The sequence below is a fragment of the Stenotrophomonas sp. SMYL11 genome (assembly GCF_036320005.1).
GTDB classification, from domain to species: Bacteria; Pseudomonadota; Gammaproteobacteria; order Xanthomonadales; family Xanthomonadaceae; genus Stenotrophomonas; species Stenotrophomonas maltophilia_A.
On sequence record NZ_JAWIRS010000001.1, the window covers coordinates 361,180 to 386,365 of the forward strand.

Below are 25,186 nucleotides of genomic sequence, written 5' to 3' on the forward strand. Positions count from 1 at the left end.
CATGGGCACCGGCCTGCTGCTGGGCGTGTTGAGCATCATCTCGGTGCTGCTGGCGCTGGCGGTCTGGCTGTGGGGTACGGCCAGCAGCCGCGAACAACGTCAGGCATCGCTGCAGCATGCCGAGCAGCAACTCGCTCGTGGAAGTGCAGGCAGTGGAGCACCTGCCGGGCCATCCGTCGCCGCTGCCAACGATCCGGCGCGAACGGCCGGCGGCGCGCGCCGTGTGCTGCCGCTGGATGGCCTGCTGCAGCGTGCGGGCCTGCAGACGGGCTGGAAGCTTCCGATCATGCTGCTGGTGCCTGGGCTGGTGCTTTCGGTCGTGGCGATGCTGCGGCTCGGCACCGCATGGATGTTCCCGCTGACATTGCTGCTGTACCTGCTGGGCTGCTGGCTGTGGGTGATGCGGCGCACTTCGAAACTGCGCGCCCAGCTGCTGCATATGCTTCCCGACTTCCTGGACAACCTGGTACGGCTTACCGCACTGGGCAACAGCCTGCAGGCAGCGTTCCAGGTCGCGTCGATGCAGACCAGCGCGCCGCTGCGCGGGCTGCTGGATACGACGGTGCGCTACGCGCGCAGCGGCATGGACCTGGACAGGGCCCTGGCGCTGGCCGCACAGCCCTACCGGATGGACGTACTGAAAGTGCTGTCGGTGGTGATCGGCGTCAGCGTGCGCATCGGTGGCCGCTCCGACCAGATCCTGCAGCGCATGGGTGATTTCATGCGCGACCTGGAACAGGCCCAGCAGGAACTGGCCGCCACCACCTCCGAAACCCGCATGTCGGCGTGGGTCCTCGGCCTGCTGCCACCGGCCTGCGCGGTGCTGATGGCGATCGCCAGCCCGGACTTCTTCCAGCCGGTGCTGCACGACCCGCTCGGCCACAAGATCCTGCTGATTGCACTGGGCCTGGAGCTTGTCGGTGGCTTCCTGCTGTATCGCCTGGCCAAGTCGCTATGAACCACCCCCGCCCCTCTGGAGACGACCGATGAGCGCCAGCGCGTGGTTCTCCCTCTCCCTGCTGGTGCTGGCCGCCGGTGTCGCCCTGCTCGGTATCGGCGGCTGGGTACGCAGTCATCGTGAGCACCGTACATCGGCCACGCTGAAGACCGCCCTGCAACCGCGGGAAGACACCCGTGACGGCGAAGCGGCGCCGCAGCGCGACTCTCTGGGCTGGCTGGAGCGTTTCGGCCGGGCACTCAGCGGCGGTCGTCTGGAGGCCGCGTTGCTGACCAATGAAGACCGCCTGCTGCTGGACCTGGCCGGCTGGAACACCCGCCGCGGCACGGCCATCTACCTCGGCCTGCGCCTGCTGCTGGCCGTACTGGTGCTGGCACTGGTGCTGACATTCAGCAGCGTCACGGGGCTGTCCAGGATCATGGTGATCATCGGCGCGCTGGCTGCCGGTCTGTTGCTGCCCAAGTTCATCCTGTCCGCCTGGGTGAAGCGACGCAGGCGCGCCGTCGAGAACGAATTGCCCTTGCTGATCGATCTGCTGCGCCTGCTGCAGGGCGTGGGCTTCAGCATGGACCAGAGCCTGCAGACGCTGGGCGACAAGCTGCGCGATGCGCTGCCAGTACTCGGTGGCGAGCTGCAGGAGGCCAACGTCGCCTACACCCACGGCCGCACCCGCGCGCAGTCGCTGCGGCGCCTGAGCGAAGTCTATGCCGACGACGACCTGACCAGCCTGATGCAGTTGATCCTGCAGGTGCACGCCCACGGCGGCGCGGTGCAGGAACCGCTACGGCAGTTCAGCATCCGGCTGCGCGAACAGCGCCGTAACACCCTGAAGGAAAAGGTCGGCAAGCTCTCGGTGAAGATGACCGTGGTGATGATGCTGACCCTGCTGCCAGCGCTGATGCTGGTCCTCGCCGGCCCTGCGCTGGTTGCGCTGGCCACCACCATGTCCAAGATGGGATCGCCCTGATGCCTGCCCTGCGCACCTCCTGCCTGCTGCTTGCCCTCGCCGCCGTCGCCAGCGGCTGTGCGTCGTCCACGCCGAAGTACCTGCGGGCGCCCAGCCTGGCCGCACCCGAACCGGCACCGCAGGACAGCCGCAATGCCTACCTGGAGCTGATCGCGCGCATGCAGCTGCAGGGTGCCTGGTATGCCTCGCTGGCCCATGTGGATGCCTTCCGCCAGCGCTACGGCGACCCACCGGCGCTACGACTGCTGCAGGCCGACGCACTACGCGAGACCGGGCAGGCCGATGCGGCCATCGCCTTGTATCGTGATCTTTCCAGCGGCCCGCAGGCGGCCGCCGCCGCGCACGGCTTGGGCCTGATCGCCGCGCGTCGTGATGACGATGCCGTCAGTGAGCAGGCACTGGCACGGGCCACGCAGCTGCAACCCTTGAATACCGACTATCTGGGTGATCTCGGCTATGCCCGCCTGCGTGCCGGACATTTCGATCAGGCACGTGAGCCGCTGGCCAAGGCCCTGGAGCTGTCCCCGGGGAACGCCAAGGCCACTGCCAACCTCGCCCTGTGGGCCGTGTTGCGCGGCGACACCGCCACCGCCGAGCGCCTGGCCCAGCAGGCCAGCCTCAACGAGGACACCCTGCGCAGCATCCAGCAGCAGGCCACCCAGATCCGCACCCGCCTGCAGCAACGACAGGCAGCTGCAGCATTGGTCGCCCCCGCGCCCGCCCGCACCGTCGCTGCCCCCACGGCCAGCGCTGCACGGCTGGCCGTTGAGCCGCGTCGCGAGACCCGCGATGAGCGTGACCCGCAGCGCTTGCCGCCTTCGATGCTGGAACGCTTCAGCGCCTCCGATCATCCAAACGGGAACACACCATGACCGCGACGCACCTGACCCGACGCCTGTTCCCTGTGCTGGCCTGCCTGTTGATTGCAGGCGCCGCGCAGGCGCAGCAACAGCCGCTGACCGGGCAGATGCTCGGTGGCAGCAGCCCCGCACCGGCCTCGCAACCGTTGCAGTCCGAGGCGCTGACGACCGTCGATCTGTCCGCGCCTGCACCGTCGGCCACGCCGACGGCCATCGCCGCCACTGACGCCGCAGCACCGGTGGTCCGCCCTGTACGCAGCCAGATCGGCGATACCGCCCGCGGCCTGTTCCGCCTGCAGGCATCGGGCCAGCAGGCCGGGCAGCGCCTGCCAATTCTTGGCGACCAGGCCACGTTGAGCTATGCCCGCTACATCAAGAGTTTCGAACACGAGATCCCGGACTTCTTTGAAACCGATGTCGCCAAGTCCAAGGGAACATCCTCATCCGGACGCTGAGGTAGGCCATGAAATGCCCACGCCAGTTGAGTTTCAGCCGCCCGCGCGGTGGCATGTCGGTCACCATGATGCTGGTCATGCTGGCATTGCTGGCGATGCTGGGCCTGATCGAGATCGGCTACCTGTTCTGGGCCAAGCGTGACGCGCAGAAAGTCGCCGACCTGGCCGCGCTGGCCGGTGCGCAACGACTGGAGCTGTGTACCTCGGACAACAGCGACAACAGTGCCGCGCGGCAGAGCGCGCTCACCCAGAACAAGTTTGCGGGGAGCCTGCAGATCCGTTGTGGCAACTGGAGCGCCACACGCGCCACTGCGAACCGCTTCATCACCACTGTCGATGCTGCCAACCCGCGCAATGCAGTGCAGGTTGTCGCCGAGCGCAGTGTGCTTCCCTTCTTCGGCCAGAACACCAGCCTGCCGACCGTCAGCGTACAAGCCGTTGCCCGCCGCTCGGAGCCCACAGCGGTGTTCGCGGTGGGCTCGCAGCTGCTGCGCACCAACGGCAACTCTGTGCTGTTGTCGACACTGCGCATGATCGGCCTGGATGTCACCAGCGCGACCGTGCTCTCCTACGACGGTCTGGCCCAGGCCAACATCACGCCGTCGGGCCTGCTCAAGGCGCTCAACATCCCGGTCACTGCCAATCTCAGCGTGGCCGACTTCAACCGCCTGCTGTCGGTCAACAAGATCTCGCTGGCGCAGCTGGTCGATGCCACCGCCACCGTGGTCGGTCGCGATACCACCGTCGGCGTGCAGCTGCGCGCCCTGTCCGACCTGGTCGCCACACAGTTGGACATCAACAAGCTCAACATCGTGCTGGGCAGCCAGTCCGGTGGCGGCGGCCTGTTCGCCGAGGTCGTTTCGCCGGATGGCACGGTCGGCAGCGCACTGGAAACCAAGGTCAACGTGCTCAACCTGATCAGTACCGCCATCTCCATTGCCAATGACGGCAATGGCGTTGCGGTCAAGGGATTGGACCTGCTCGGCATCCATATCGAAGCAGGCGTGGTCGAACCGCCGTCCATCGCCATCGGCGGCGTCGGCACGCGTGCGTACAACGCGCAGGTGCGCCTGATGGTGGACGTGGACAGCAATAATCTGTTTGCACTTGGGCCGTTGTTGAATCTGCTTGGCACACGCCTGCACCTGCCGTTGCATGTCGATGTCGCCAACGCGATGGGCACGCTGACCGGCATCCAGTGCGGCGCCAGTCCGCCCAGGGCCACCATCCAGGTCGATTCGTCGGTGCTGCGCGCCTGTGTCGGCAATGTCGACCCGGCGCAACGCTTCTCCAAGAGCAATGTCTGCGACGCCACCCTGAAGAACGAGCAGTTGCTGAAGCTGCTTGGACAACCCTTGATCAATGACAAGATCACCCTGCCCGCCCTGACCAGCTCGCAGAGCCTGACCTTGGCCGCTGGCGAGACTGCCTCGACCCGGATCAACCCGCTGGCGGTGGGCAACGCGGTGTCGGACCTGGTCAATGAACTGCTGCGCGTGCTGTCGGGCATGCTCAGTTCACCCAAGCAGGGCATGAGCGCGAACGACACCGCCAAGGCACTGGCCGACCGCTACCTGCAGGCTGCCTTTCCCAACGGCGGGCGTTACAACGTCGACCAGGTCATCCCGTTGCTGCGCGATGGCGACCCGGCGCGGAATCTGGCGCCGCTGGGCAATTGGACGGTGAAGAAGGGCGTCCCCACGCCCTGCCTGCTTGGCCTGACCACATGCTGGGAAGACGGTTCGGTGTGGACCGGTTACAGGACCACCGTCACCGGCCAGGGCCTGGGCCTGCTCGATGGCCTGCTCGGTTCGCTGGTCGGCGGCCTGCTGATCAACCGCTGTGACAGCCTGCTCGGCAACCTGATCGACTACAACGGCTGCGTGCGCAACAACCTGGCGTCGTACATCCAGACCGCACCGGCCGGCTTCCTCGATGGTGCCGGGGGAACCGGCGTCACCACCCCCGATGGCAGCGTCAGCTGCAGTGGCCTGCTCTGTACCCTCTTGAATCCGATCCTCGCTGCGCTGAAGCCCGTCCTCAACAGCGTCGGCACCCTGCTGACCAACCTGCTGGCCAGCGTGCTGGGCCTGGAACTGGGCCGCACCGACGTCAACGTGCAGTCGATCCAGTGCAGCGCGGCGCAGCTGGTCTACTGACCCGTGACGGGCGCCCTTGGCGGCGCCCGCGCCCATGCTAGACTCCCGGCGGGGAACCACCTTCATCTCAACCCACACTCATCCGTGGATGGTCTAGACATGCGAGAAACTTCAGGGGGCGCGGTCTTCGCCCGGCACGCGCGCGGCGCGGCACTGCTGGCCGTGGCCATGATGCTGGTGGCACCGGCGGCGATGGCTGCCCGTGGCGACCGCGAAGCAGCCGCAGAGCCGGCCGCACGTACCGCACCGGTGGTGCGCAACACCGTTGACGAGCTCAAGCAGCTGATGGATGCCCGCCAGCTGACCGAGCTGCGCACCACCTACAACGGCAACTACGGCGCCAGCCTGCTGTTCAATGCCAACACCCTGACCTACTACGTCGCCCTGTTCCAGGAGAAGAACTTCTGGCGGGTGATCAAGACCGATGCCGTCGACAACGCCGAGCGTGTCTACCGCACCTTCGCGCAGCAGTCAGAGCAGCTGGCCCAGGTCTACATCGACACCACCCGACTGGAAGCCGGCAAGCGCTATACCGAGCGCCTGGTGGCCTACAACGAGGAACGCCTGCGCACCCTGCAGCAGGAAATGGAACAGCAGCAGGCACAGTCGGCCCAGGTCAGTGCTGCCCTGCAGCAGGCCCAGCAGCAGGCGGTCAGTCTGAGCAGCGACGTGCAGAGCACCAACAGCCAGCTGGATTCCCTGCAGCGTCGCATCCAGATCCTGCAGGCCGAACAGGGCAACCCGGAGCTGAGCCTGCCCAAGCCGGACAGCGTGCCCTCGCCGGCACCGGCGGCTGCCAGCGACGGTCGCTGAGGTCCAAGCACCTGGCATTTGCAGACAACGGCGCCCTTGGGCGCCGTTGTCGCTTCTGCCACCCCTGGATTCAGCGGCACGCGTCGTACACCGCGTCATCCAGCTGCCGCCGCTGTACGAAGTCAAGGCGCTTGGCCTTGGCGAGCACCTTCCCGCGTTGCTGCCGCGCACGCTCACAGGCGGTGGGATCCGTGCTGATGGGTATCAGCGCCGCCCGCGCACGCCCCTGCTGCACCACACGCGGACGGCTTGGGGTTGGACTCGCCGCCCTTGCCCCCGTCGCACCTGTTGAGGGCGGCTCCGCCGGCACCTCCCAGCGCCATTCCGCACGCCCCTGGCACGGCGTCTGCTGATAGACCGGATGCGGCCCGTCCACGCATTTGTAGACGTTGGTCTGAGCATGCGCCCCCGTGGCCAGCAGCAGGTACAACAGCGGGCTCCAACACGCGTTCGACATTGCAGGCTCCTCGTCAGGCCTGCCGCCATCCTCGATGCCGGCACGGCTTCATGCCAGAGCGATACGCGTCACATCCGTTGTAATCCAGCACAGCTGTGCAAGTCGCCGGTCTGGCGCTGCGCTGTACTGCCGGAGGCACCGGCACAACTGCCTGTGCCTTCCCTCCCTTCCGCCAAGGAACCTGCAATGAGCAACTTCGTCACCGTCGCCGACGGCGCGCGCATCTTCTACAAGGATTGGGGTACCGGCCAGCCGATCGTGTTCGCTCACGGCTGGCCGCTGTCTTCCGATGCCTGGGACCCGCAGATGCTGTTCATGGGCCAGAACGGCTTCCGCGTGATCGCTCACGACCGTCGCAGCCACGGCCGCTCCAGCCAGACCTGGGACGGCAACAACATGGACACCTACGCCGATGACCTGGCCGCCGTGCTCGAGGCGCTGGACCTGAAGGACGCGATCCTGGTCGGCCACTCCACCGGTGGCGGCGAAGTGGCCCATTACATCGGGCGCCACGGCAGCAAGCGCGTGGCCAAGGTGGTGCTGGTCGGTGCCGTGCCGCCGCTGATGCTGAAGACCGATGCCAACCCGGCCGGTACCCCGCTGGAGGTCTTCGACGGCATCCGCAAGGGCACCGGCGGTGACCGCTCGCAGTTTTTCAAGGACCTGGCCACGCCGTTCTTCGGCGCCAACCGCGACGGCAACAGCGTTACCCAGGGCATGCGTGATTCGTTCTGGCTGCAGGGCATGCTCGGTGGCGTCAAGGGCCAGTACGACTGCGTGCACGAGTTCTCGGAGGTGGACTACACCGAGGACCTGAAGAAGATCGACGTGCCGGCGCTGGTCGTGCACGGTGATGACGACCAGATCGTGCCGTTCGATGCTTCGGCCAAACTGTCCTCGCAGATCATCAAGGACGCCGAGTTGAAGGTGTACGCCGGTGCCCCGCACGGCCTGACCCTCACCCATGCCGACCAGTTCAACGCCGACCTGCTGGCCTTTGCACGCAAATGATGTCTCGCGGCGGCGCCCCGTGGCGCCGCCGCGAAAAAGGGGACGGAGGGGATCAAGTTGTTTGTGCACAAACGACTTGATCCCCTCCGTCCCCTTTTTGTCAGATATCGCTGTGGTGGTGCGGGACGCCGGTGTTCGGCAACGGATCATGGCCGCCCACGAAATGGCGCACCACCGGCGCACGTTCGCCACGATGCAGCCCGCGCAGCACTTCCTGGATTGCCTTGTCATCGGCAGTGATGCGTTCATGCTGGCGCAGGTGCTCCAGCCACGACGGGGTCACGAAATACTCCAGGTGGATGCCCGGGCTGGCCACATCCTCGACCACACCCCAGACCACGGCGCCATCGCGGCGACGGATCGTGCCCAATGCGCGCATCTGCGCCTGGAACGCGGCACGATCAGCGTCTTCGATGCGGTACTCGATGGTCACCAGCACCGGGCCTCGATCGTTGGATACCGGTACCGACAGCTCTGGGGCCGGCCAGTGCCCCGCCGGGCGCAGGTTCAGGTCTTCGGTACCGGCGATGCGCACGCGCCACACCAGCAGCCCCCCGATCACCGCACCTGCGGCAGCCACCAGCAACGCCAGCTCCGGCGAGGTGCGCTGTGCCAGCGCGCCCCAGCTCAGGCCACCGGCCGCCATGCCGGCAGAGAACACCATGATGTACAGCGCCAGTGCACGCGCACGCACCCACGCGGGCACCGCCGTCTGCGCGGCGATCTGCAGCGACGACAGCACGGTGATCCAGGCGAATCCGTTGATCAGCATCACCAATGGCAGCACGTACCAGCTGCGGGTCAGCGCCAGGCCGACCAGGCTCAGGGCCAGCGACAGGGTGGCCAACAGCACCAGCAGGTCACGATCCATCTGTGCGCGCAGCTTAGGCAGCAGCAACGCACCGCCCACCGCACCCATGCCGATGCAGCCCAGCAGCATGCCGTACTGCCCCGCCCCGCCGTGCATCTGCCCACGTACCACCACCGGCAGCAACGCGTTCATCGCTGCGGCGAAGAAGAAGAACCCGACCGACTTGATCAGCACCGCCTGCAGGCGTCCGGCACGGCTGGCATAGCGCAGGCCCGCCTTCAGGCCGGCACCGAAGCCTTCCGGCGGCAGGCTGGACTGCTTCGGGTCGCGCTTCCAGCCCCACACCACGAACAGCATCGCGGCGAAAGTGATGGCGTTGAAACCGAACGCCCAGACCGCGCCGAGCTGGGCGACGATCACGCCGCCGATGGCCGGGCCGATCGAGCGGGCGATGTTGATGCCGATCGAGTTCAGCGCCACCGCCGAGGCCAGCATCGGCTGCGGCACCAGTTCTGACACGATCGCCGCCTGTGCCGGCATCGCCATGGCCGCACCGCAGCCCATGCAGAAGGTCAGCAGCACCAGCAGCTGCGGGGTCAGCATATTCATCGCAGTCAGCGCCGCCATCACTGCCGCGACCAGCAGCATCCAACCCTGGGTGGCCAGCAGATACCTGCGGCGGTCGACGATGTCGGCCAGGGTTCCGGCGGCCAGCGCCAGCAGCACGATCGGCACGGTGGTGGCCGACTGCACCAACGCAACCATCAACGGTGAGCCGGTACGCTCGGCCATCACCCAGGCGGCGGCCACGTCATTGACCCAGGTGCCGATGTTGCTTGCCAGGATCGCCAGCCAGATCGAGCGGAACATCTGGATCTTCAGTGGGGACCAGGCGCCTGCGGCCTGCGCGGGGGGTTGCGACGCGGTTGCGTTCACCATTGCCATGCTCCAACGATCGAGGCGAACAACGTGTCCTGGCCACCGGCCTGCTTCAGTGCAGGTCCGGCATCGACCCAGGCCAGCTGCAGCTGCCATTGCCAGTGTTCGCTGGCCTGCCAGCGGGTTTCGGATTTGTACTGATTGCCGATGCGGCGCGCGCCACCGTCGCTGCCCGGCAACGCCACCAGCGGTGCCGGCGTGGTGTAGACCGCATCGGCGCGGCGATGCTTCCAGGCCATCTGTACCCCCAGTTCCGTCGTCACCGCGTCGTGCAGGCGCAGGGTCAGGGTCGGCTGGACGTCCATCAGGTTGGCCGGGGCCAGCAGGCTGGCCTCGCTGAAATAGGCCGACTTCGGGAACAAGGCATTGAAGGTTCCCAGGCGGCCGTCATGCAGGTTGCCATCGCCACTGGCGATGTCTGCCTTCAGCCCCAGCCGCGGCTGCAGCGGCAGGTTCGTCCAGCGCCACCCTGTATCGGTGGCCAGCGTCCATGCGCGGATGTCGAGCGTGCCGACGGTCGTCCGCAGTTCACCACCCTGCGCCACCAGCTCGCTGTTCCAGTCCAGTGCACCGGCCTGGCCAAACCAGCGCGCGCCCAAGGTCTGCCGACGTTCGGTACCGCTGCCTGCGGCGAAGCGCGCGCCGTCGCGGCGATAGTCCAGCAGGTACAGATCCCACTGTCCCGCGCCCTGTCCCCGCGCCGTGGTGGCATAGGCACCCCACAGGTGGGCACCGTGCTCGCCGCGATCATCAAAGGCACCCGGTCGGTTTTCCACTGGCCGCAGCGCCATCAGATCAATCGTGCCGAGGCGCCCCTTCCAGCCCAGACGCGCACCGTCGAAGGCCAGGCGGATGTTCGGCCCGTCGCGCACCGACAGCAGCCGTGAACTGCCATAGCCGGCTTCCTGGCGGCCGAGTTGCAGGTGGAAGCCATCGCGCTGCCAGCGCCAGTAGGCCTGCTGCACATCCAGCGCGCTGCGGTCGGTACGGCCAGGGCCGCCGGCTTTGCCATTCTCCCCATGCACACCCAGCTGCAGCTTCGCCTGCCAGGTGTCTTCCACATAGGTGGCCGAGGCCAGCGCACGCAGCAGGCCATAGCCGTCCTCTGCGCCACCGATCCCGAACCGGGTCGGGTCGTAGTACAGCCCACGCACGCGCAGCGACGCATCCCATTGCAGTTGCCCGTCACCGGCGTCGCTGCAGCGGCCCCGCTCGCAGGCCAGCGCCAGCGATGGCACGACCAGCAGCGCCACGCTCAGAACGCGAAGCACGAGCATCCCATCGCGCCCCAGAACGCGGTCAGGTCATCGGTGGGCGCCGCGTGCCGTGCAGCATGACCATGAGCACCGTGAGTGCTGCAGGCTACGCCATGATGGTGGCGATGGGCGGCGGCCAACCCGGTGGCGGCACCGCCAACGTGGTAGCCACCGAACCTGTTGACCGGCGACCAGTTGGGCATCGCCGGCGGCAGCTGCGGCGCAAGCCCTGCATAGTCCGCGTCGGCATGCACGATGCGGCCACCGACCACGGTCAACACGCTGGTGATGTCGGCGATCTGTGCATCATCGACACGGAAGAAATCGGCCGAGAGCAGGATGAAATCGGCCAACTGGCCGACCTTCAGCGTGCCCTTCACTGCTTCGTCGCCGGAGAACCAGGCACTGCCCTGGGTCCACAGGCGCAGCGCCTGCTCGCGTTCGAGCAGGTTCTCATCGCCATACAGGGCCAGGCCGCCCACGGTGCGCCCGGTCACCAGCCAGGACAACGCCACCCACGGGTTGTAGCTGGCCACACGGGTGGCGTCGGTACCGGCACCGACCGGCACGCCTTCGGCCAGCATGCGCTTGACCGGCGGCGTATGCCGCGCCGCCTGCACGCCGTAGCGCTCGACGAAGGCTTCGCCCTGATAGGCCATGCGATGCTGCACGGCGATGCCGCCGCCCAGCGCACGGATGCGCTCGATGTTGTGCGGGGTGATGGTTTCGGCGTGATCGATGAACCAGTGCAGGCCATCGAACGGCACCTCGCGGTTGACCTGTTCGTACACATCGAGGATGCGGGTGATGCTCTCGTCGTACGTCGCATGGATGCGGAACGGCCAACGCTTCTCGACCAGCAGTTTCACCACGTCGTGCAGTTCCGGTTCCAGCTCCGGCGGCAGTTCCGGACGCGGCTCGTTGAACAACTCGAAGTCGGCCGCGGAGAACACGAGCATCTCGCCGGCACCGTTGTGGCGCAGCAGGTCATCGCCCTGGCGCGGCTGCAGGATCTCGCTCCAGCCACGGAAGTCATCCACTTCCTTGCCCTTGTTCTGGGTGAACAGGTTGTAGGCGATGCGCACGGTCAGCTGGTCATCGCGGTGCAGCTGCTCGATGACCTGGTAGTCCTCCGGGTAGTTCTGGAAACCACCGCCGGCGTCGATCACCGAGGTGATGCCGAGCCGGTTCAGTTCACGCATGAAGTGACGGGTCGAATTGGCCTGGTACTCGATCGGCAGGCGCGGCCCCTTGGCCAGCGTCGCGTACAGGATCAGCGCATTCGGCTTGGCCAGCAGCAGCCCGGTCGGGTTGCCCAGCGAATCGCGCACGATCTGCCCGCCCGGCGGATCCGGCGTGTCCTTGGTGTAGCCGCAGGCGCGCAGCGCGGCACGGTTGAGCAATGCGCGGTCGTAGAGGTGCAGCAGGAACACCGGCGTATCCGGCGCGATGTCGTTGAGTTCCTGCAGGGTCGGCAGGCGCTTCTCATTGAACTGGGAGGCGGTGAAGCCGCCAACCACGCGCACCCACTGCGGTGCGGGCGTGCGGTCGACCTGCGCCTTCAGCATGTCCAAGGCGTCACCCAGCGAACGCAGGCCGTCCCAGCGCAGTTCCAGGTTGTAGTTCAGGCCACCACGTATCAGGTGGGTATGGCTGTCGTTGAGGCCGGGCAACAAGCGCCGCCCCTGCGCATCGATCAGGGTCGCCTCATTGCCCCAGCCACGCATGATCTCCTCGTCGCTGCCGACGGCGACGATGCGGCCTTCCTGCACGGCCAGTGCCTGCGCATGCGGCTGCTGCGGATCGAGGGTGGTGATGCGGGCATTGCGGATGACCAGCGTGCTCATGCGACGCTCCTTGGAAGTGGAATCGAATGCGGCACCGGCACGGCCGGCCAGGCCCAGCGCCACCGCGGCGCTGCCGGCCAGCACCACGTTGCGGCGGCCGTGATCAAGTGGATCGTGACTCATGCGAGATCTCCCGGAAGGCGTTGGCCGTCCAGTGCCCAGGCGCCGGGACCGGTCAGCGCGAGGGCCAGCAGTACCGTGGTCCACATCAACGGGTACTCACTGCCGCCGCGCATCCAGAACCAGCCCTTGGGCAGGGCCAACAGAACGGTGAAGCCGATGAAAGCGGCCGCCGCAAGCGCAGCGATGCGGGTCTGCCACCCCAGCAGCACGGCCAGCCCTGACAGCACCTGCAGCAGGGCCAGCAGCAGCGGCAACGGTGCTGCCGCCGGCAATCCGAAACCGCGCAGCTCGCCGGCAAAACCGGCCAGCCCAGGACCGCCGAACCAACCGAACAGCTTGCCCAGCGCGTGTGGCAGCAGAAAGCCTCCTGCCGCCACGCGCAGAATCAACAGGGCCAGGTCGACGCCGTGGCCAGCCAGCATGCTCAGTGCCCGCCTTCCTGTGCGCCGAACATGCGCTTGGCGTACTGGATACCGATGCCATAGCCGCCGGCGTGGTCGCGGGCAATGCCGGTGGTCAGGTCGTAGGTCTCGCCACGCGCCCAGTCACGCTGCAGCTCCAGCAGGTACTGCACGCTGGTCATCGGCACCGCACCGGCCTGCACCATGCGGGTGATCGCACGCTCGTGCGCTTCTTCGCTGACATCGCCGCAGGCATCGGTGATCACATACACCTCGAAGCCCTGTGCCAGCGCCGACAGCGCCGGTCCCACGATGCAGACGCTGGTCCACAACCCGGCAACAACCAGGCGACGCTTGCCGATCCGGTTGATCTCGTCGATCACCGGCTGGTCTTCCCAGGTGTTCATCGAAGTGCGGTCGAACACCGGCTGGCCCGGGAAGATCTCCGGCAGTTCCGGGAACATCGGGCCAGAGAACGACGCTTCGGCGACGGTGGTCAGCACGACCGGCACGTTGAAGCCCTTGGCGCCTTTGCTGATCAACGACACGTTGTTGCGCAGCGCGGAGATATCGATGGTGTGGGTGGCGAATGCCATCTGCGACTGGAAGTCGATCAGCACCAGGGCGTGGTCGGTCGGCGACAGCAGCGCCGGGGCGGGCGTGGCGGTGGCAAGGCTCATGGTTGGACTCCTTTGGGAACACGATCAGGGGGAAGCAACAGGGCCGCATCGCCGGCCAGATACTGGCCGGGGCTGCAGCCGGTCTCGGCGCGGAAGCTGCGGACGAAATGGCTCTGGTCGAAGAAACCCAGCTGCTGGGCCAGGCAGGACATCGGCAGCTGCGCGACCGGCAACAACTGGCGGGCACGTTCGATGCGGCGGCGGCGCACATAGCGCAGCGGGCTGGCGCCGGTACCGGTCCGGAACAGGCGCACCAGATGGAAGCGGCTGACGCAGGCGGCTGCGGCCAGGTCGGTCACCCGCATCGGCTGCGACAGGTGCTCATCGACATAGCGCAGGGCGCGCTGCAATGCGGCGGCCTGCTGCGGTGCCAGCGCCAAGGCGGGCGGATCGGGCGAAAAGACGGTGGCCATGCGGGACGCCGCGAGGGGTGCCCCATGGTGCGTGGCCGCCGCACGATGCCCTACCCCCGTCGGTCGAGGCCAGCACCTACCCGAATGGGGGAGGCCGACGCCCGAGCAGGCGACGACCGAACAACCGCGCATCCAGTGAATAGGCGCCAGGGCCCAACATCAACAGCGCCAAGGGCAGCACCACCTGTGACCACGGCGCCTGCTGCGCGAACATGCCCACGGCCGCCATCAGCACGGCCAGTGGCGTCAACACACCCAGCGTTAGCATCGGCACTGCCAGCAGGCACAGCGCCGACCACCCACCCGCATGCGTGCCGGGCGTGCACAGTGCCGCGGACAGGCACAGCCGCAGCCACAGCAGGCCGATGCCCGGCCCGCGGTCGGGGAACATCACGAACAGGCGCTGCATGGCCGGGCTCCACAGGACATGCCGGCGTGATAGCCGACCGCGGCGGCCACCGCCTACCCCGTTCGGGTCACCCCGGACTGCCCCGCACCTGCCAGAATGCGCGCCATGCGTGGCCGCCCTTTCCCGTTCCTGCGTCGCCTGCCGACGCTGCTGACGTGCCTGCTGCTGTTGACCGCCCTGCCCGCTTTTGCCGTGCAGCGCCCGCCGGTGAGCGGCGGGCTGCCCGGTTACGAGCACACCGCGTGGCGGGTCGGCCAGGGTGCACCCGGCGATATCTGGGACATCACCCAGGACCGCGACGGCCTGCTGTGGCTGGCCACCGGCTCGGGCCTGTACCGCTTCGATGGCCGTCGCTTCGAACGGCAGGCAGCGTCCGTCGGCAGCCAGTTCCCGTCCACCAACATGGTCACGCTGGCGCATGCCGCCGACGGTGCCCTGTGGATCGGCTACTTCCAGGCCGGCATCAGCCAGTTCGCACAGGGGAGGCTGCACAACTACGGCCGCGAGCAGGGGGTGCCGGTCGGCGTGGTCCCACGCTTCAGCCAGGATCGCCAGGGCCAGCTGTGGGCGGCAATCAATGGCGGGCTGCGCCGCTTTGATGGACAGCGCTGGCAGCCACTGCCGGCCGCTGCCGGCCTGCCCGAGCGCCGTGTGCAGTGGGTGCTGCACGACAGCCGGGGCAGGTTCTGGGTACTGGCCGACCTGAAGATCTGGATGCGTGCGGCCGGCCAGACCACGTTCGAGGACACGGGCATCGCGGTCTCGCAGATGGCAACGCTGGCCGAAAGCCCGCAGGGTGAAGTGTGGCTGGCCGACCGGGTGCGCGGCACCTCACCCCTGGCCAACGCGCAGGGCCTGTTGGCGGCCAGCGAACGAGAAGCGCGGCGTCTTCCGGAACTGGTTGCTGCGCGCCTGCAGTTCACTGCCGATGGCGCGCTTTGGGCCACGATGAGCCCGCACGGCGGCGTCGCCCGCATCACCTTCGACGGAAGCCGCGCCGTGCGCATGGAGCGTTTCGATTCGCCGCACGGGCTGACCGCCACCTCGGCGGTGCCGATCATCGCCGACCGCGAAGGCAATCTCTGGGTCGGCACCAATCTCGGCCTCAACCGCTTCCGCGCACGCAGCGTGCACACCCTGGCAGTGGGCCCGAGTGATCCCTACCGCTCGCTGGTGCGGGCCAGCGATGGCCGCGTGTATGGCTATGGCGAAGACCTCAAACCCTACGATCTGCGGCGCACTCTGCTGGATGGCAGTGCCCCGCAGCTGCAGGCCGCCGCGCGCCAGGCACCCACGCCGATCTGGCAGTTCGACTGGGTCAATCTTGCGCGCACGGTCGCCGGCCATACCTCGTTGATCCCGCTGCCGGCCCCGTTCACTGGGCAACCGCTGCACGCCCTGCTGTTTTCCGACGACGCGCAGGCCTGGGTGTGCACGGGTGAGCGCGGCGTACTGCACTATCTGCATGGCCAATGGCAGCGCGAGGTCCGCCTGCCCGAGCAGGCCTGCTCATCGCTGGCGCGGGATGTCCATGGCCAGCTGCTGCTCGGCTATGCCGACGGCCGCCTGCGCCGGATGAGCGCGGGCCACATCGAGAGCTTCGATGCCAGCCAGGGCCTGTCGGTGGGGCCGATCACCGCAATGCTGCATCACCAGGACCTGCTGCTGGTCGCCGGCGAAGCCGGTCTGGCTGCGCGCGTTGGCAACGGTCGTTTCGTTCCGGTGCGCACCGACATGGCCGGCATACTGGAAGGCATCACCGGCATGGTGGCCGATCCGAACGGACACCTCTGGTTCAATGGCAGCCGCGGCCTGGTCCGGCTGGGGAGCGATCAGCTGCGACGGGCGCTGCGTACCGGGCAGCCGGTGACGCCACGCCTGTTCGATGCGGTGGATGGCATGCCGGGCATCGCCCTGCAGAGCGGACCGATCGCCACCGCCACGCTGGCAGATGACGGACTGCTGTGGCTGGCCACCAACCAGGGCCTGGCCTGGCTGGACACCACCCGCTCGCACGTCAACACCACGGCGCCCAGCGTGCGCATCGGCGAAGTGCTGTATGGCAGTGAGCACGAGCCACTGCGCGATGGCCTGCGCCTTCCGGCCGGCACCAGCCAATTGCAGATCGATTACGTGGCACTGTCGCTGGCGCGCCCGGAGCGCAACCGCTACCGCTATCGCCTCTCCGGCGTCGACGATGGGTGGCAGGATGCCGGCAGCAGCACGCGGGCGTACTACACCAACCTCGCCCCGGGCAATTATCGGTTCGAGGTGGAAGCCGCCAACGAAGACGGCATCTGGAGCACTGCACCGGCCAGTCGCAGCTTCCGCATCGCCCCCACCTTCATGCAGACGGTGTGGTTCAAGCTGCTGTGTGCGGCCGCGATTCTCGCGCTGCTGGTGATGGCGGTGCGCATCCGCAGCGGGCAGCTGGCCGCACTGTTCCGCGCGCGCCTGCAGGAACGCAATGGCGAACGCGAACGCATCGCACGCGACCTGCACGACACCCTGCTGCAGGGCAGCCAGGGCCTGATCCTGCGCCTGCACGCGATCAGCCAGTCACCCCACACCCCGGAGCCTGTACGCGGCCAGCTGGAATCGGCGATGCAACTGGCCGAGCGCAACCTGGCCGAGGGCCGCGAGCGGGTCAATGCCCTGCGTGAGGGACCGTTCGCTGGCCGCGACCTCGCTTCGGCACTGGCCGATGTGCACGCCGAGTACGCCGGGCACGGCACCAACCCACTGCGCCTGACCGTGGAAGGTGCAACGCCACCGCTGCAGGCCGACGCGGCCGAAGAAGTGTTCCTGATCGGGCGTGAGGCGATCCGCAATGCGTTGCGTCATGCCAACGCCAGTGCCATCGAAGTGGAGCTGTCCTACGGCACGCGGTGCTTCCTGCTGCACGTGCGCGACGATGGCGTCGGCATCGCCGACGACAATGCCGGCCATGGTCATTGGGGGCTGCAGGGCATGCGTGAGCGCGCGCAGCGCCTCGGTGCGGAACTACAGCTGTGGACCCGCGCCGGACTGGGGACCGAAGTCGCGCTGGCTATTCCAGCCCGGCGCATGTATCACCGCCGCCCATCGCGCTGGCGCTGGCCCTGGAGTAAAGCAAGCCATGACTGAGTCCCCCACCCCGATCGGCGTACTGGTGGTCGACGACCACCCGCTGCTGCGTGACGGCCTGGCGGCGCTGCTGGGCGCACAACCTGATCTGCGCCTGCTCGGCGAAGCCGCCGATGGCGAGGAAGCCATCGCCTGCTACCAGCGGCTGCAGCCTGACGTGGTGCTGATGGACCTGCAGATGCCACGGCTGGATGGCGTCGAAGCGATCGTGCGGATCCGCGCGATGGACCCGCGCGCGCGCATCATCGTGCTGACCACCTACCGCGGTGATGTACGTGCGGTGAGGGCGCTGCAGGCCGGCGCCAGCGCCTATCTGCTGAAGGACATGCTGCGCCATGAGCTGGTCGATACAATCCGCATGGTCGCTGGCGGCCGCCGCGCGCCGATTCCTCCGGCGGTGGCGGCCAGCATCGCCGCGCATGTGGTGGAAGACCGGTTGTCGCCGCGCGAAACCGAGGTACTGAGGCATGTGGCCGGCGGCCTGTCGAACAAGCGCATCGGCGAGCGCATGCAGATTTCCGAGCAGACGGTGAAGGCGCACATGAAGAGCCTGATGGACAAGCTCGGCGTGGGTGATCGCACGCATGCGGTGACCCAGGCGCTGCGGCGCGGGATCATCAGTCTGGACGACAGCGGTCACGATTAGGGGGGGCGGCCGGGTTACACCCGGCACCCGCGGTAGTGCCGGCCGCTGGCCGGCAACCTCAACAGCAGAAGCGGGCTTTTCCTGGATGGCGGGACGGTATCGGAGTGCGGGGACGGCACAAGTCCCCCTCCGGGGGCCGGCCCAGCCGCTGGTGGCTGTGCGTTCGGGCGCTTGCGAAGCAGTGCTTCGCAAGCAAAGCTTCCTCACCCATGTAAGCTCGGTCGCCGCTTGCTCGTGTGCGCAGTCCCGTGCACACGGCAAGACCGGGGTTGGGCGTCCTGCCCAACCCGCCCGAGGCATGCCTCGGGCCCATGCGGCTGACACCCCCACTGCGACACCGCCCCACCTCTGACAGATTCCGATGGCTGTTGGTAGGTGTCGACCTTGGTCGACACGTTCTTTCTGTCAGGCATCGAATGAATCATCCACGCACGGCGTGGATCTACCGTGTCGACCAAGGTCGACACCCACCAAGGCAGTACGCCGTTCCGACAGGTCGCGGAAAATTGTCGAAGGCGGGGTGGGTCCGGTTGCGGGGGACGCCGTGAATCCGTCCATGGAGGCTCGGTCGCGCCAGCCATGGCGCTCACGCCCCCGCAACCGGACCCACGCTCACGCCCCCGCAACCGGACCCACCCCGCCTACCTACAGGAACCCCGCCGTTGCTGTTGCTGTAGCTGTTGCCTCCAGCAGGTGCTGGGCTGCAAGCCCTGCCGAACACCATCCTTACCTCAAACGCAGCAGCAGGCTGCCACCCGCGCACACCACCGCCAGCCAGGCCACGCCGTTCCAACCCCACTGCGCCAGCGCCAGGCTGCCCAGCGCACCACCGGCGGCCATGCCGACGAACATGCCCGTGAACAGCAACGCATTGAGCCGGCTGCGTGCCGGCGGCACCAGGCCGTAGACCAGCGTCTGGTGCGCCACCAGCGCCGACTGGAAGCCGAAGTCCAACAGCAGCGCACTCACCACCAGCAGCGGCAGCAGTGCAGCGGCCGGCAGCCAGGACTCGGTCAGCAGCAGGCCGAAGCCCAGCAGCGCCACCGCGATCGCCAGCCGCGCCACTGCGTGGCAACCCAAGCGATCGGCGAATCGACCCGCAAACGGTGCGGCCAGTGCACCGGCCGCACCCGCAATACCGAACGCACCCGCCGCCGCACTACCCAGGTCCAGACGTGCATGCAGCATCAGCGCCAGCGTCGACCAGAACGCACTGAAGCCGACCGCCAGCAACGACTGGCTGGCTACCGCGCGGCGCAACTGCGGCTGCTCGCGCCACAACGCCAACAACGAACCCATCAACGCCGGATAGCGCAGCGTGCTGGTCGGTGCGAAGCGCGGCAACGCACGCGCCATCACCGCACCCATCGCCGCCACCGATATCGCGGCCAGCAGGAACTGCGTGCGCCAGCTCCACGCCTCGGCCACTACGCCACTGACTACGCGCGACAACAGGATGCCGAGCAGAAGGCCGGTCATCACTCGGCCGACGATCTGGCCGCGCTGTGCATCCGGCGCCAGCACCGCAGCGGCCGGCACGATGTCCTGTGCCAGCGTGGCCATCAGCCCGACCAGCAGGCTGGCCATCAGTAGCCCAGGCAGGTGCCCAGCCATCGCTGCAGCGCCCAATGCCAGCGCCAGCAACGCGGACTTCAACAGGATCAGGTTGCGGCGGTCGAAGCGGTCGCCCAGCGGCGCCAGCAGCAGGATGCCAAGTGCATAGCCGAGCTGGGTCAAGGTCGGTACCAGGCCGGCGGCGCGCTCACCGGCGCCGAGGTCCCGGGCGATCAGTCCCAGCATCGGCTGGCTGTAATAGAGCGAAGCGACCGAAAAGCCAGCGCCGGCCGCCATTGCCAGCACCAGCGGGGTGGAGGGTGCGGTCGCGGGTGCGGCGGCGACGGATAGCGAAGGGGTAGACATGGGAGCGTCCGGTGGAAGAAGTGGGCGTATCCTGCCGGTATTCGCCAAGCGTCTGTAGTAGTCTTCATTGCATATCCTTCATACGCCATACGCATGAATGCCCTCGCCACCGGCGCCGATCGCCTTGATCTGCTGCGTACCTTCCTGCGCATCGTCGATGCCGGCAGCCTGTCTGCCGCGGCCGTGCAGCTGGGCACCACCCAGCCGACAGTCAGCCGCCGCCTTCAGGCCCTGGAGCGGCAGCTAGGCCTGCGCCTGCTGCAGCGCTCCACCCACGGCCTGCAGTTGACCGAGGATGGCCTGCGCTGCCAGCGTCATGCGCAGCGCGTGGTCGACGAATGGGAGTCGCTGCAGGCCGAACTGCACGGCGAGCCGGAGACACTGCGCGGACGCCTGCGGGTGATGGTGCCGCATGCCTTCGGCCAGGCACAGCTGCTGCCGACCATGCTGTCGTTCCTCGCCCAGCACCCGCAGCTGAGCCTGGAGTGGATCCTGGAAGATCGGCGCCCGGACTTCATCGCAGAAGGCATCGACTGCGCGGTGCGGGTGGGCCCAGTCGACGAACCGCGCATGGTCGCGCTGCCGCTTGCCGAAGTACCGCGCATCGTCGTGGCTGCGCCCACACTGGTGCAGACCACCGCGATCAGCACACCGGAGCAGGCGCAGGCACTGCCGTGGATCTCACTGGTCACCTACTATCGCGAACGCCTGCTGCTGCATGACGCACAGGGGCGCGCGCATACGCTGTCGATCAGCCCGCGCCTGCTCAGCGACAACCTGTTCGTGGTACAGCAGGCTGCACGTGCCGGGCTGGGCGCAGCGGTGGTCTCGGCCTGGCTGGTGGCCGAGGACATCGCACACGGGCGGCTGGTGCAGTTGCTGCCGGACTGGCAGGCACCGGCACTGCCGGTACACGTGGTATTTCCCGCCGCGCGCCAGCAGCCGCCGCGGCTGCGCGCCTTCATCGATGCGATGAAGGCCGCGCTGCCGCAATTGCATGGAATGCGGCCGGCGCCGCGTTAGGTCATCGGCCGCATCATCCACGCATGGCGTGGATCTACTGATGGTACGGGTAGATCCACGCCATGCGTGGATTCTGCCCCGCCCCGCAATCAGTTGGCCTTGGCCGCCTCGGCATTCCACGCTGCGACCTTGGCCTTGGTGTCGGCGAGCATCTTGTCCAGCGCTGCACGGTCATACACGGTGCCACGCAGAATCACGCTGTCGATCTTCTCGGTCGCCGCAATGTCCCGCAGCGGGTTGGCGGTCAACAGCACCAGATCGGCGGCCTTGCCCTGCGCGACACCACCGTAGCGGTCCATCTGGCCGAACCAGGCCGGGCCGGAACGGGTCGCGGCCGACAGCGCCTGCGGTGCGCTCAGGCCCTCCTTCACGAACAGCTGCAGCTCCTGGTGCAGGGCGATGCCCGGGAAGTTGAACGAATTGAGGAAGCCTGCGTCCGTGCCGGCGATGATCGTCACCCCCGCCTCCTGCAGCATCGGCAGCACCGCCGCCACCTGGTGGTACTGCGCGTGGCGCGCTTCGATCTGCGCTGGCGTTGCCTTGGCGGCACGGTCGACGCGCCACTGGTAGGTCGCGCGCAGGCCCGGGCCGATGTAGGCCAGGTACGGATCGTTGGCGTGGTCATCCTGGTCGAGGAAGTCGAGGATGCGGCCACCGTTGAGGGTCGGGGTCACGAATACGCCGCGCTTTGCGAAATCGCGGTAGGCATGCATCGCGGTATCGCGGTCGAAGCTGGCGTCGAGGCGCCGGTTGGCTTCGGCGCGGTCGATGCGGCCGGCACCAAAGTCGGCGGCGATCTGCGCTTCGTCCTTGCTGCCGGCCTTGAATGCGTAGTCCAGATGCTCGATCGAGGCCAGGCCTGCATCGACCGCCTGCTCCACGGTCAGCGCCATCGGAATGTGGCCCGACGCCTTGAAGCCGGCCTTGCGCGCGGCACTGGCCGAGTACAGGAACAATTCCGGCTTCAACGTGCTGTCGGTGATCTTCACGAAATCGACCTTGTCGTGCTGCAGGCGGGTGATCGCCTGGTCGACGTCGGCCTCGCTGCCCACCTCGATCGTGCCTTTCCAGACCGGCTTGATGCCTTCGATCTTCGCGCCGGAGCTGAGCAGGCGCGGGCCGAACAGCGTGCCCTTGGCGATCTCACCGCGCCATTGCAGCACCTGTTCGGGAAGATCACCGGAGCAATCGCGCACCGTGGTGATGCCGTGCGCGATGTACAGCGGCAGCAGCGCCTTGTTCTCTTCGATCAGCGCCGGGCCACCACCAAAGTGCACATGCATGTCCCACAGGCCCGGAATCAGGTACTTGCCCTTGGCATCGATCTGGCGGGCCGTACTCCACTGGCTGCGCAGCTGCGCGTCCGGGCCGACGGCGACGATGTCCTCGCCACGGATCACCACGCTCTGCCCGGCCAGGGTGTTGGCGTGCTCGACATCGACCACGGTGGCATTGCGGATCAGCAGGTCGGCGCGCTCGGCGGCGGAGGCCGACAACGGGGTCACCGCGAGAAGGATGGCAAGGGACAACGGACGGGAACGGAACATGGACAGCATCCTGATGGGCACGCCCAGCGTGCGGGTGGAAGGGGTTGCGGTTCAGCGCACCGCGCCGTGCTGGCGCAGCAGGGTTTCAATTCCGGTATAGCCGCGCTGGCGCGCGTGTGCCAGCGGCGTTACGCCATCGCCGTCGGCCAGCTCCGGGTCGGCACCAGCCTCCAGCAGCAGCTGCACGATCTGCACGTGGCGCGCGCCGCCATCGCCGAGCAGGATCGCTTCCAGCAGCGCGGTCCAGTGCAGCCGATTGACATGGTCCACAGCCACGCCCGCGCGCAGCAGCGTGCGCACGGTGGCAACGTGGCCACGCTCGGCGGCGGGAATCAAGGCGGTGCCGCCGTAGCGGTTGGTGCTGCGCAGATCGGCGCCGTGCGCCAGCGTCATCGCCAGGATCTCGTCCAGGCCGCGCGCACCGGCGTACAGGTAGGCGCTGTCCTGCAACGCATCCTTGGCATTGACGTCGGCGCCGGCTTCGATCAGCTCACGCGCGGCATCCACGTTGTTGCCGTGCGTGGCCAGCAGCAGCGCGGTGCGGCCCTGGCCGTCGCGCGCCTCCAGATCGGCGCCGTCTTCCAGCGCCCCGCGCACCGCCTCGGCATCGCCGCGGCTGGCAGCATCACGCAGGCGCGCATCCGCATCGGCCCGGGACGTGGCCGTACAGGCGGGGGTGACCATGGCCAGCAGGAACAACAGCAGCACGCGCGCAAACGGCGTGGGCCAGCGAAGCGAACGATGGAAGCGCATGACGGTGTCTCCTCCTGTCCATCAGCACGGATCACCGCGTGACGGTAGCAACGGCCGGACATTGCCGGCCCCTGCCCCGCATGGTAGAAGTCGGCCTGGGTATCCAGAAGTGAAATGTTCAAATGCAAGACAGTGCCAAATCGAATAGAACCCTGTTCGAACTGGACCTGCTGCGGGCGCTGGTGATGGTGGCCGACTGCGGCAGCTTCACCACGGCGGCAACGCGCCTGCATTCGACCCAGTCCACGGTCAGCCAGAAGGTGCGCCGGCTGGAGGCGCTGGCCGGGCATCGCCTGCTCGAGCGCGGCCACCGCGACGTGCACCCCACCGACGCCGGCCACACCCTCCTTGGCTACGCGCGGCGCATGCTCGACCTGAACGAGGAAATGGCGCAGGCGCTGGCGGGCGCCACCGTGGAAACCGCCGTCCGCATCGGCGTGCCCGAGGATTTCGTCAACGCGCAGACCACGCGCATGCTGGCCGCCTTCAGCCGTCGCCACCCGCAGGTGAAGCTGGAGATCAGCAGCGGCCTCAGCCGTGACCTGGCGCACGGCTTCGACCACGGCGAGCTGGACCTGGTGCTGGTCAAGCAACGCCGCAACAGCCGCCAGGCAGTGCATTGCCGGCGCGAGCCGATGCACTGGATCGACAGCCTGCGCAGCAGCTGCCTGCAGCTGGTCCCGCTGCCGCTGGTCACCTTCCCGCCGCGCGGGCTGTACCGTGACGAGATAATCCACGCCGTGGAGGCGCTGGGCCTGCGCTGGCGCATCGCCTTCACCAGTTCGTCGCTGAGTGGCATCCAGGGCGCGGTGGCCGACGGCATCGGCATCAGCCTGCTGCCGCGCCGCGCGGTCATGCGTGAGCACCGCATCATCGATGGCGAACGCGACCTCCCGGTGATCGACAATTACGAGATCGGCCTGCTGCATCGTGCCGACGCCGACGATGCCGTGCGCGCACTGGCCAGCGAGCTGTGGCGCCAGGTACAGCGCGAACCGGACTGACTACGGTAGATCCACGGCATGGGTGGATGCCTTTCGCGCATCAAGCATCGAAACTTGGTCAATCCGGCCGCACGGCGGGCAACATCGCCTCGTAGAGTACCTGTTGTTTCCGTGCCCCACGGCGCTTCGCCATGTCCGATGAAATCCCCACCCGCTTCGATCCCCTGCCCGATGCACTGCAGACGCATCTGCAGCACCAGCGTTCGCTGATCGCCGCGCGCGTGGCCGCTGGCTTTCCCACCCTGCCGGTGCAATGGCCGCTGGCGGCCACCACGCTGCAGCGCGTGGTCGATGCCGGGCTGATCGACCGCGACGACTGCGATGGCTGGGAAGCGCTGGGCGTGGCGTTCGGTGACACCCTGGCCCAGCGCGTGCCGGGCCTGGCCTGGATGCAGGTCACCGATGCCTGGGGCATCGACGCGGTACTGCGCTATGCCGACAGCAGCCTGCAGATCGGCGCCAGCACGCTGCTGCTCAAGCGCGTCGAGCAGGGCGAGATCATCGACATCGCCCACCTGCTGGCGTGGCTTGAGGAATTCGTCGCCACCCGTGCCGACGATTACGTCTGAAAGGCCGCCGAGCATGGCTCGGCACTACACGGGGTTGCG

The 25,186-nt window shown here is 67.7% G+C and carries 23 protein-coding genes; 12 read left to right on the forward strand and 11 right to left on the reverse strand.

Features of this window, described 5'->3' with window-relative positions:
* Nucleotide 1: 1 nt before the first annotated feature.
* From V3B46_RS01640 to V3B46_RS01665, 6 genes are all read left to right on the forward strand, one after another.
* A complete protein-coding gene (locus V3B46_RS01640) occupies nucleotides 2-958 on the forward strand; it encodes a type II secretion system F family protein (RefSeq protein WP_106468312.1) in 957 nt (318 codons plus the stop codon).
* 28 nt (nucleotides 959-986) lie between these two features.
* Entirely contained in the window at nucleotides 987-1,925 is a 939-nt protein-coding gene (locus tag V3B46_RS01645; protein WP_329890947.1) for a type II secretion system F family protein, read from the forward strand.
* A complete protein-coding gene (locus V3B46_RS01650; protein ID WP_329890948.1) occupies nucleotides 1,925-2,797 on the forward strand; it encodes a tetratricopeptide repeat protein in 873 nt (290 codons plus the stop codon). The genes V3B46_RS01645 and V3B46_RS01650 overlap by 1 nt, the downstream gene beginning before the upstream one ends.
* Complete coding sequence (locus V3B46_RS01655; RefSeq protein WP_329890949.1) at nucleotides 2,794-3,240, forward strand: DUF3613 domain-containing protein; 447 nt, start codon at nucleotides 2,794-2,796, stop codon at nucleotides 3,238-3,240. Before V3B46_RS01650 ends, V3B46_RS01655 begins: the two co-directional genes overlap by 4 nt.
* Nucleotides 3,241-3,248: 8 nt before the next feature.
* Nucleotides 3,249-5,399, forward strand: a complete 2,151-nt coding sequence (locus V3B46_RS01660; protein WP_329890950.1) for a TadG family pilus assembly protein — start codon at nucleotides 3,249-3,251, stop codon at nucleotides 5,397-5,399.
* A gap of 99 nt (nucleotides 5,400-5,498) precedes the next feature.
* Nucleotides 5,499-6,212 (forward strand): DUF2968 domain-containing protein, encoded by a 714-nt coding sequence (locus V3B46_RS01665; protein WP_043402505.1) that lies wholly within the window; start codon nucleotides 5,499-5,501, stop codon nucleotides 6,210-6,212.
* A gap of 70 nt (nucleotides 6,213-6,282) precedes the next feature.
* On the opposite strand, the gene V3B46_RS01670 is transcribed toward V3B46_RS01665, so the two are convergent.
* The gene (locus V3B46_RS01670; RefSeq protein WP_329890951.1) at nucleotides 6,283-6,669 is read right to left on the reverse strand and encodes a hypothetical protein; all 387 of its coding nucleotides are present in this window, start codon (nucleotides 6,667-6,669) and stop codon (nucleotides 6,283-6,285) included.
* A 186-nt stretch (nucleotides 6,670-6,855) separates the two neighbouring features.
* On the opposite strand from V3B46_RS01670, the gene V3B46_RS01675 reads away from it, so the two are divergent.
* Nucleotides 6,856-7,680 (forward strand): alpha/beta fold hydrolase, encoded by an 825-nt coding sequence (locus tag V3B46_RS01675; protein WP_329890952.1) that lies wholly within the window; start codon nucleotides 6,856-6,858, stop codon nucleotides 7,678-7,680.
* 100 nt (nucleotides 7,681-7,780) lie between these two features.
* Here the strand turns inward: V3B46_RS01675 and V3B46_RS01680 are convergent, their stop codons facing one another.
* The 7 genes from V3B46_RS01680 to V3B46_RS01710 all read right to left on the reverse strand — a co-directional run bounded on the left by V3B46_RS01680 (nucleotide 7,781) and on the right by V3B46_RS01710 (nucleotide 14,559).
* The gene (locus V3B46_RS01680) at nucleotides 7,781-9,430 is read right to left on the reverse strand and encodes an MFS transporter (protein WP_329890953.1); all 1,650 of its coding nucleotides are present in this window, start codon (nucleotides 9,428-9,430) and stop codon (nucleotides 7,781-7,783) included.
* Complete coding sequence (locus V3B46_RS01685) at nucleotides 9,424-10,707, reverse strand: alginate export family protein (RefSeq protein WP_329890954.1); 1,284 nt, start codon at nucleotides 10,705-10,707, stop codon at nucleotides 9,424-9,426. Before V3B46_RS01685 ends, V3B46_RS01680 begins: the two co-directional genes overlap by 7 nt.
* Entirely contained in the window at nucleotides 10,686-12,533 is a 1,848-nt protein-coding gene (locus V3B46_RS01690) for an amidohydrolase (protein ID WP_329891188.1), read from the reverse strand. Before V3B46_RS01690 ends, V3B46_RS01685 begins: the two co-directional genes overlap by 22 nt.
* Before the next feature lie 119 nt (nucleotides 12,534-12,652).
* On the reverse strand, nucleotides 12,653-13,078 hold the full coding sequence (locus V3B46_RS01695) for a DoxX family protein (protein ID WP_154352762.1): 426 nt from the start codon (nucleotides 13,076-13,078) through the stop codon (nucleotides 12,653-12,655).
* Between the two features lie 2 nt (nucleotides 13,079-13,080).
* A complete protein-coding gene (locus V3B46_RS01700) occupies nucleotides 13,081-13,737 on the reverse strand; it encodes a hydrolase (protein ID WP_106468332.1) in 657 nt (218 codons plus the stop codon).
* Nucleotides 13,734-14,150 (reverse strand): helix-turn-helix transcriptional regulator, encoded by a 417-nt coding sequence (locus tag V3B46_RS01705; RefSeq protein WP_329890955.1) that lies wholly within the window; start codon nucleotides 14,148-14,150, stop codon nucleotides 13,734-13,736. Before V3B46_RS01705 ends, V3B46_RS01700 begins: the two co-directional genes overlap by 4 nt.
* Nucleotides 14,151-14,226: 76 nt before the next feature.
* Complete coding sequence (locus V3B46_RS01710) at nucleotides 14,227-14,559, reverse strand: hypothetical protein (protein WP_106468336.1); 333 nt, start codon at nucleotides 14,557-14,559, stop codon at nucleotides 14,227-14,229.
* Nucleotides 14,560-14,655: 96 nt separating this feature from the next.
* On the opposite strand from V3B46_RS01710, the gene V3B46_RS01715 reads away from it, so the two are divergent.
* Together V3B46_RS01715 and V3B46_RS01720 are read left to right on the forward strand one after the other, a co-directional pair.
* The gene (locus V3B46_RS01715) at nucleotides 14,656-17,685 is read left to right on the forward strand and encodes a sensor histidine kinase (protein WP_329890956.1); all 3,030 of its coding nucleotides are present in this window, start codon (nucleotides 14,656-14,658) and stop codon (nucleotides 17,683-17,685) included.
* The gene (locus V3B46_RS01720) at nucleotides 17,678-18,331 is read left to right on the forward strand and encodes a response regulator (protein WP_154352766.1); all 654 of its coding nucleotides are present in this window, start codon (nucleotides 17,678-17,680) and stop codon (nucleotides 18,329-18,331) included. The genes V3B46_RS01715 and V3B46_RS01720 overlap by 8 nt, the downstream gene beginning before the upstream one ends.
* A gap of 726 nt (nucleotides 18,332-19,057) precedes the next feature.
* Here V3B46_RS01720 and V3B46_RS01725 read toward each other — a convergent pair.
* Entirely contained in the window at nucleotides 19,058-20,251 is a 1,194-nt protein-coding gene (locus V3B46_RS01725; RefSeq protein WP_329890957.1) for an MFS transporter, read from the reverse strand.
* Nucleotides 20,252-20,344: 93 nt separating this feature from the next.
* Here V3B46_RS01725 and V3B46_RS01730 point away from each other — a divergent pair, with 93 nt between their 5' ends.
* Nucleotides 20,345-21,274 (forward strand): LysR family transcriptional regulator, encoded by a 930-nt coding sequence (locus V3B46_RS01730; protein ID WP_329890958.1) that lies wholly within the window; start codon nucleotides 20,345-20,347, stop codon nucleotides 21,272-21,274.
* A gap of 89 nt (nucleotides 21,275-21,363) precedes the next feature.
* On the opposite strand, the gene V3B46_RS01735 is transcribed toward V3B46_RS01730, so the two are convergent.
* Both V3B46_RS01735 and V3B46_RS01740 read right to left on the reverse strand, forming a co-directional pair.
* A complete protein-coding gene (locus tag V3B46_RS01735; protein WP_329890959.1) occupies nucleotides 21,364-22,821 on the reverse strand; it encodes an amidohydrolase family protein in 1,458 nt (485 codons plus the stop codon).
* Nucleotides 22,822-22,872: 51 nt separating this feature from the next.
* On the reverse strand, nucleotides 22,873-23,574 hold the full coding sequence (locus V3B46_RS01740) for an ankyrin repeat domain-containing protein (protein ID WP_262084362.1): 702 nt from the start codon (nucleotides 23,572-23,574) through the stop codon (nucleotides 22,873-22,875).
* 122 nt (nucleotides 23,575-23,696) lie between these two features.
* On the opposite strand from V3B46_RS01740, the gene V3B46_RS01745 reads away from it, so the two are divergent.
* Together V3B46_RS01745 and V3B46_RS01750 are read left to right on the forward strand one after the other, a co-directional pair.
* Nucleotides 23,697-24,578: a LysR substrate-binding domain-containing protein gene (locus V3B46_RS01745; RefSeq protein WP_329890960.1), complete on the forward strand. Its 882-nt coding sequence runs from the start codon at nucleotides 23,697-23,699 to the stop codon at nucleotides 24,576-24,578.
* A gap of 131 nt (nucleotides 24,579-24,709) precedes the next feature.
* Complete coding sequence (locus V3B46_RS01750) at nucleotides 24,710-25,147, forward strand: DUF3806 domain-containing protein (protein ID WP_164171683.1); 438 nt, start codon at nucleotides 24,710-24,712, stop codon at nucleotides 25,145-25,147.
* The last annotated feature ends 39 nt before the right edge of the window (nucleotides 25,148-25,186 follow it).